This window comes from Jatrophihabitans lederbergiae (assembly GCF_031845305.1).
GTDB lineage: Bacteria > Actinomycetota > Actinomycetes > Mycobacteriales > Jatrophihabitantaceae > Jatrophihabitans_A > Jatrophihabitans_A lederbergiae.
Genome location: NZ_JAVREH010000153.1, coordinates 1 through 1,612, shown reverse-complemented (window position 1 = coordinate 1,612; position 1,612 = coordinate 1). Strand labels below are relative to the sequence as shown.

At 64.0% G+C, this 1,612-nt stretch carries 2 protein-coding genes and 1 pseudogene; 2 read left to right on the top strand and 1 reads right to left on the bottom strand.

Translation table 11 applies throughout. The features are described 5' to 3' along the window. Nucleotides 1–144: 144 nt before the first annotated feature. A pseudogene (locus tag RM423_RS24660) lies at nucleotides 145–337 on the bottom strand (IS1380 family transposase); the annotation flags it as partial. Nucleotides 338–381: 44 nt separating this feature from the next. On the opposite strand from RM423_RS24660, the gene RM423_RS24655 reads away from it, so the two are divergent. Further along, entirely contained in the window at nucleotides 382–735 is a 354-nt protein-coding gene (locus RM423_RS24655; RefSeq protein WP_311425681.1) for a DUF732 domain-containing protein, read from the top strand. 562 nt (nucleotides 736–1,297) lie between these two features. After that, nucleotides 1,298–1,519 carry a hypothetical protein gene (locus tag RM423_RS24650; RefSeq protein WP_311425680.1) on the top strand — a complete coding sequence of 74 codons (222 nt, stop codon included), beginning with the start codon at nucleotides 1,298–1,300 and terminating at the stop codon, nucleotides 1,517–1,519. The last annotated feature ends 93 nt before the right edge of the window (nucleotides 1,520–1,612 follow it).

The window sequence follows — 1,612 nt, the reverse complement described above, 5'->3', positions numbered from 1 at the left end:
CCCACCTACCAGATCGCACGAAGCTAACTGAACGGTATTGTCCCTAGCCCGGAACTTTCACGCTGCGTCTGCTGGTCCCGAATCTTGGGGTGGCAGCCTCTGTGGGTTGGGATTGTGCCGTGGGGGTTTGATGGTTCAGCCGAGGTCGGTGATCCGCAGCTGCGCATCGGGGTGGCACGCGTCCTTGCGTCCTTACGCACGATCACCCGCATCCCGGCTGGCCATGACGCCAGGTCCAGCAGCCCGTCACTTCGGCGACGAACGCCCCGGGTCGGATCTGGCCGTCACTGTCATAGGCGGACTGCCACAGTTTCGCGTTGGTAAGGTGCAGGTGTGCTGGAGAGAAGCCTCAGAGTCAAGTGTCGCGCGTTGGCAGGCAAGATGACGCTCCTGGGCACCGTCACGGTGCTGCTTACCGGCTGTAGCGGCGCTGTGCCGCAGGCCGCACCGGGCGTTCCCTCGCAAGGTCCGGGCGTCTCGATGGACGACCGGCTGGTCGCGGCCGCTCAACGCCTGCTGCCGGGCTACACCTATGGAGCACTGACCGATACTGCCGACGCCACCTGCGACGCCTTCCAGAGTGGCGCCTCCTGGCAACAGGAGTTGCAAGCCAGGATAGACCTGGGAATGCCCGCACCGAGCGCGGCCGGCTTCATGCAGCTCTCGATCGCCGCCTACTGCCAGACCTACTGGGACCGCATTCCGATCCCAACTGCTCCCTCGGGGTTGGCATGACCCCGATTCCCTAGTCCATGTGGGTCCGCGTAGGAGTAAGTGCAGTGAAGCCGGTTAATATAACGCTGAAACCCGCGAGCGATTTCATTGACGCACTTCTCCTCTGCGGAATAGTCATGGTCCTCGGAGCTGCCTGCTTGTGGGCCTTTCTTGGGATTGCTCCGAACTTGCTCAAGTTTGTGGTGAGGGTTGGCGGTGGCTGGATTCTGCTCTGCATGATAGCGAAGGGTGCCGGAGGTCGGAGAAGATGAGGGACTCCAGTCCTCGTGGCTCGGTGAAAGTCGCCCACGGCCCAACCACAGGCCACGGCCAGGCGCGCGTCGGTCACGATCACCGCCGCGGTGATGTCGGCGAACGTGGCCAGCTGCTGCGGGCGGGCGCCCGGCGACGTCGTCAGTTCCGAGGATCGCGCCGACGTGCTCCCCCGGGCGCACCTCGACACCGAGCCACATGGTGGCGGCCGACCGTGGGTCGTGGCGGCGGGACTGGCGCTCCGGTGCAAGCGTTCAGAAAGGTAGGTCCGCCTAGGGTCCGGCAGGACGTTGACCAACGGTGTCTCGTCGTGACTTATTTGGAGGATCCGATGGATGCATTGAGTAGATGGGTGACCCGGCATCGGCTGATTGTCGGGTTGCTGTGGCTGGGGATCACGATCGTGGGTGTCCTGTTGGCGCCCTCGGTGTCGGGGCGGTTGAAGAGCGGTAACCATCTGCACAGCGCGGCGTATACCGCGAATGCGCAGATCGCTAACCCGGATGTTTCATGGAGCGGCTGTTGGTGTTGAGTTTCGGGGCGTCAGCCTCTGTGAGGTGTGATTGTGCCTCTTGGGTGTGACGGTGTGGCCGAGGTCGCTCGGTGCGCCGGGTCCACGGGCCGG

Bases quoted from the DNA above. Each gene is read 5' to 3' on its own strand.
- RM423_RS24655 (WP_311425681.1), top strand. From the start codon at position 382: ATGACGCTCCTGGGCACCGTCACGGTGCTGCTTACCGGCTGTAGCGGC.